The 5,447-nt window shown below is 59.3% G+C and carries 4 protein-coding genes; all 4 read right to left on the reverse strand.

Going from position 1 to position 5,447, the window contains the following annotated elements; translation table 11 throughout:
* Positions 1-27: 27 nt before the first annotated feature.
* Entirely contained in the window at positions 28-1,182 is a 1,155-nt protein-coding gene (cas7e, locus tag Q0C48_RS01745; protein WP_291520939.1) for a type I-E CRISPR-associated protein Cas7/Cse4/CasC, read from the reverse strand.
* On the reverse strand, positions 1,179-1,697 hold the full coding sequence (gene casB / locus Q0C48_RS01750; protein ID WP_291520941.1) for a type I-E CRISPR-associated protein Cse2/CasB: 519 nt from the start codon (positions 1,695-1,697) through the stop codon (positions 1,179-1,181). Before casB ends, cas7e begins: the two co-directional genes overlap by 4 nt.
* Positions 1,694-3,232, reverse strand: a complete 1,539-nt coding sequence (gene casA, locus Q0C48_RS01755) for a type I-E CRISPR-associated protein Cse1/CasA (RefSeq protein ID WP_291520944.1) — start codon at positions 3,230-3,232, stop codon at positions 1,694-1,696. The genes casB and casA overlap by 4 nt, the downstream gene beginning before the upstream one ends.
* The coding region (gene cas3, locus Q0C48_RS01760) for a CRISPR-associated helicase Cas3' (protein WP_291520946.1) at positions 3,229-5,447 on the reverse strand (2,219 nt) is incomplete at its 5' end. The genes casA and cas3, both read right to left, overlap by 4 nt.

A 5,447-nucleotide genomic window follows, 5' to 3' on the forward strand; every position in this document is an offset into this window, starting at 1 on the left:
AAGCCGTAATAGCAGAGTGGGCATGGCTCAACCCCGCACGGCTTTAAGCGTTTCGTCCAGCACCTCGTTCAGCGACGCCTTCTCCACGCCAAAGCCGCCCAATTCAGCCTGTGCGAGATTGAGCAAGAAGGTGTGGCATGTCCTCGGATACGCCTCGTGCAAGGCGTTCGCTTTGGTCGCGAGCGCTTCCACTGACTTGCGTGTCAGCGATTCCCCCGGCCTGGCACGAATCGCCGTCTCGAAGGCATTGGCGAGGTTGCGCGGAGCGGCGTTGCTGCACACCGATACCGCGACGAACTCGGGCGGATTGTGGGCGGCGAAGCTGTTCTGTTTGCCGGAGGGTTCGGCTTCGACGAATCCTTGCAAAAAAACGTGCAGACCCTTGGTCGCGAGTTCCGTGTCGCCCTGCAGGTTCTCGACCAGTTTCTCCCAATCAACCACGGCATAACGGTAGTAGCAGGCCGAGTTGAATTCCACCGTGCCCATCATGTCGGCGCCTGCGGTGTCATCGGGCTTCAGGTCATCCACCGCCGTGTAGAAATCGAATTCGCGCTCGACGGCATGGGTCGATATCGCGTGCGCGATCTGGCAGGCGGCGTTCTGGTTTTTCTCGGGCATATCGGCCAGCATCCGGCCGAACAGGGCGACATCGATAGCCTTGCCGCCGTTGAAAATGGATTCGATGCGCGCCTGAACTTCCTTGGGCGCACTGTTCGCTGCGGCCTTTTTGGCTTTACCTTTGGGCTTTTCCGCGTCACTCTCATCTGCCGCCACGACCTGATCCCAGTATTCGTCAATTGTTTGCGCCAGTGCTGAGATTTCACTGCGACCCAAGAACAGCAGGTATTGCGTCTTGCCACCTTCCGCCGCTTGGAGCTTGACGTAGGACAAAGCGATTTCGGCTTTTGCCAGAGACTCCACCAGATCGCGCTTGCCTGCCAGCGCATCAGCGATGGCTTGGTAGACGCGCTTGGTACGCACCGCCAGTTCGTCTGCACCGAGCACACCTTCTCGCACCTGCTCGCTAAAAAACTCACGTACCGCACGTTTGCTGCACTGGCTGGATACCCGCGCCCGGCGCATGCCGCCGAACAAGGCGTCTTTCGGCGCGCCAGTATCGTCGCGGTTGAGGTTTGACGGTGCAAAGTTTTGCAGGACGTGAATCTCGATCAGGGTTTTCATTGGGTGACCTCCGGTGTGGGTTCAGCTTGATTTTTTGAAGACAAGTTGAGGGTGCGGTAAAAATCGCGCGCCCAGGAGTTCTGGACGCGCTTATCGTCGCGGCTCCAGTGCAGCAGGTCATTCAGCAACATCTGGAAATCGATGGGTTGCTCTCCCAGTAGTGCGACCATCTGGCGCAGACGGTGCGACAATTGCTCGCGGTCGGCATCCAGCAAGTTGATAAAACGTCGCTCGGTACTCGCCGATCCACTTTTGAGTTGATGCGCCGCACATGCCCTGGCCAGGGACAAGGTCGGTCCCGCGCTGCCTTCGCGTTGGTGCGCGGCCCACAAACCGGCGACGAGATAGTGCATCTGCCTGCGCCAGCCTTCTTCCGTTCCCTTCAGAAAAGGCTCGACATAGGGAAAGGCGGGAATGTGCTGCCCAGGGTCGAAGGCAAGGCTTCGACGCAGTACCGACTTTGCCCTGCTGTCTTGCTCGTTCAACTGCTCCAGCCACGCGATGAGTCCGCTCATGCCGTTTCCTCCTGCGGTTTGCGATGCGATTCGTATTTCTGGATTTCTTCGTCCAGCGCCTTGAGCTTCTTGCTGACCGTGCCTTCGGCCGTGACCAGCGCCCGGATCGCCCAGGCGTCGCAGGTCGAGACGGAGGCGACGAACTGGTTCCACGCGTCGCGCAGGCTGTCACGCACGCTTTTCAACCAATCGAGCCGAATGTCGTCAGGGTCGAGTTCCAGCGTATAGCTGCGCAGCATGTCGTGAAACGCGACTTCCAACGTGGACCAGTAACTGGCGTTGGCAGACATTTGCTCGACAAATTTACTGACATCCTTTTTGTCCGGTTCGCGATTGCCGCGACTCAGCAGATTGCGTGCAAAAGTCCGGCAGGCTTGCCCAAGCGCTGTCTGGGTTTCTTCTGCGTCGCCGAGAAGCTGGCGGATTTCAGTGCGGATGTGAGTCGCGCGCCCACCCAGCAATGCTTGAGGCAGAGAGAAGCGTTCCATGCGCCAATACTCGATCTTGGCCTTGTTGTTGGCTTGTCCAAGCACCATGATCGAATGCGGAAACCGCTCGCGCGCAAAGCGCGTCAGCGCGGCAGCGTGCTCAATCACGCTTGGTGCAAGGTGCCCGTCGTCTGGCAGCAAGGAATCGAAATCGCGCCACAGACCTCGCTCGCGGAATTGAATCGGTAAGCGGCCTTTTTTGTCGTCGATGCGGTAGCCAAGCATAGGGTCGACACTGTCTTTGGAGGCGTTTTCCACGCCGGATGCGAAAGCGAGTTTTTCGACTTGGTTGGCTTCAGTGCCTTGCAAACGAATCGAGCGGGTTCGCCAGGTGTACTGGTCGGCGAACCCTCCAATGCTGCGCTTGACGCCGGATTTTAGGCTTTCGAGTGATTCGGCTGTGCGCTCCCATATCGGTAGGTCGAACGCAGCGACTGCCCGATTCTGGGGAACGAGGCAAAAAAGCAAGGTGTCTTCCAGATCGCGACCCACCGGCAAGACCATGACCGCAGTCGCCGAAGGCGCCGTACCTGTGTGCGAGAGCTCGCTTTTGCCAGCGCTCACAGAAAATGTTTGTGCCGCCAACATCCAACGTGCTGCCGCGCTGGCGGATACCGCGTCCGGGCGGGAGACATCGATATGGTCGAACAAAACCTTTGCATTGTCAGCATTGTGCTCGGCAGCGAGAACCGTCCAAGCGCGCCAGGTTTTCGGCTCAAACTGGGCGATTTGCCCGAAGGGATGTTCGTCGTCAAACAACCAGAACCGGTTCCGCCAGCGTTCCAGATAAACGACGATTTTTTCGCCCGGTATGCCCGACTTGAACCATTCCTTGGCCTGCTCGATGTCGGTCGGGCCTTCGAGTGCGCGATAGAGTACCGCGAGCAGGAAGCGGTGCACGGCGGCCGTGACCAGTGGCGATGGGTCTTCAATGACGGAGATGTCCTTCGCCTTGAGCAGGGTGCTGCGGATGCCCAACTCAGCGCGCTGGCCGTCGTGCCAGCGCACGGGAATCCAAGGCTCATCGATCAGGTTGTATCGGCTCATGCGGTTTCCTTCGTTTCGTAAATCAGCCCGAGATCGTCGGTGAGGCGCACCTTGGAGTCTTCAATCCAGCGTGAATCGGCGTCCAGTCGCAGGGGGTAAGCGTTGCGTAGCAGGGTGTTCTTTTTCCAGCCTTCGGGCACGCCCACTTTCTGGAGCGGTTTAACGATGCTTTTCCGCGTCAGGCTCATGGCGCGCAGGAACCAGATTTTTGCCTGGGTGAAATCGGGTTCGACTTCGTGTTCGAAAGCGTCCGTTTCCCACAAAGGGACGGCGACGACGGAATCGTCGCCGAGGCGGGTTTGCGCCATGAGTGTGCGATGCACACCGGGTTCATCTTCCTCGTATAAGCTGAAACGCGCCGGATCGTTCCACGATGCATCGTCGGGAAAGCCGATGATGGCTTTATTCGCGTCGATCGTATGGGCGTAGACTTTACCTTCGTTGTCTTCCAGCGCTTTCTGCAAGCGAGCTTGTAGGGATTCGGGGATTTCGACCTCTTCCTCATATACCGCTCGCACCAGTAGGTCGATGTCGTCCGGCAATTGCAGCCCAGACCTGCCGCGCAATAGATACCAAGTGCGCAGCAACACATCTTCGCGATAGACCGCGCCCCACCACAGCGGTTTGTCAAACGGAGGGGGCGTATCCCCATCCAGTCCAGCGATGATCAGTGTCGGTGCGGTGAGTGGACGCACGCCACGTGGATGCCGCCATAAGCGGCCAGCGCGCTGTAACAGCAAGTCGATAGGCGCGAGATCGGTGGCGATCAGGTCGAAATCGAGGTCGAGGCTTTGCTCCGCCACTTGGGTGGCAATGAGGATTTTTCGCCCGCTGCGTGGGATGGGCGCTTGCGCATCGGGTGGGCCGAAAATGTTCAGCACGGCGTCTTCGCGCTTCTGGCGTTTATCGGCGGGAAAACGCGCGTGGAACAGATAGACCTCGGTGCCATCGGCGAGCAGTTTGCCGATCGGTTGGCCGTCGGATAACAAGGGTTCACCTTCGCCGTAATCCCGGTACAGGTCCTGTGCGCGTTGCACGGTGTTGAGCAACGCAAGCGCGTAGCCGCCCCGGGCAAGACGCTCATTAAGCGTGGCACGCAGTGGTTGCAGTTCGGCGACGGCGGGCTGAATCTCCACATTCAAACGTCGCGTGGGGTCGGCATCGAATGCGATTTGCCGTACCGTTTGCCCGGGCTGGTACACGGAAAGGCGCGGGTAGGCTGCTTCCTGCTCAGGCGGTTTTGCACCGGTCAGTTCAGCCAGCTTGCGCCGAATCTGCGGTGGCAAAGTTGCCGACAACAGCACGACTGACGAGCCCAGCGCCAGCAGCCAGCGCAGCAGGTGCAGTAACAGGGTCCCAGTATAGGCATCGTAGGCGTGGATTTCGTCGAACACAACCACGCAGTTCGCGAGCCCCCACAGCCGCACGAACTGATGGCGCACCGGCAGGATGGTCATAAGTGCCTGATCAATGGTGCCAACACCATATTCCGACAGCAGCGCACGTTTCTTGTGGGTGAACCATTCGCCCGCCCGAACGTCGCCGCCTGCTGTTGCATCAAAAATGCCGCCCGGTTTGAGTTGCTGGTAGTCGTCGTTGAGCAGTGCCCCGCCGTGCAGCAATTGCAGGTCGATCGGGCGCTCGCAGTTCTGACTGCGCAGGAACTTGAGCAGTCGCCGGAACATGGCGTTGCCCGTCGCCTTGGTGGGCAGTGCGACATACAGACCACGATGTTGCAATCGGCGTTGTAATTCCAGGTGGGCGTAAAACGATGCTTCGGTCTTGCCTTCGCCCATCGGCGCTTCGATCAGCAGGATCGCGGGCTGCCAGATATTAGGCAGTGCTTCGACCACTGCCTGCTGCAAGGGCCGCGGTGGGAAGCCGAACAGCTCGCCAAAGGCGCTGTACGACGCAGCCAGCGGTAGCCGCGACATCCAGCCCGTCGCATCGAGCGCTGCTTCGGCGTGGTGATCGCGCCGTGTCTGGAACCAGCGTGACAGATCGCCGCAATCCTCGGACGCACCGAAGGGAAAATACATCTCGTTTGAGCCGATCCAATCGGCAAAGCTGGTCAATCCGGCGATCAACATAAAATCGGGACCAGTCAGAGTGGGCTTGGTTGGTGGTTCGGTTGGCGCGAAGACTTGCAGCAAAGCGTCGAAAATGGCCCTGCGGGCTTCGTGCCACTGGGACTTGCCAAGCGCCCGGCGGTTGC

The sequence above is a fragment of the Acidithiobacillus sp. genome, assembly GCF_023255755.1.
In the GTDB taxonomy this organism is placed as follows: domain Bacteria; phylum Pseudomonadota; class Gammaproteobacteria; order Acidithiobacillales; family Acidithiobacillaceae; genus Acidithiobacillus.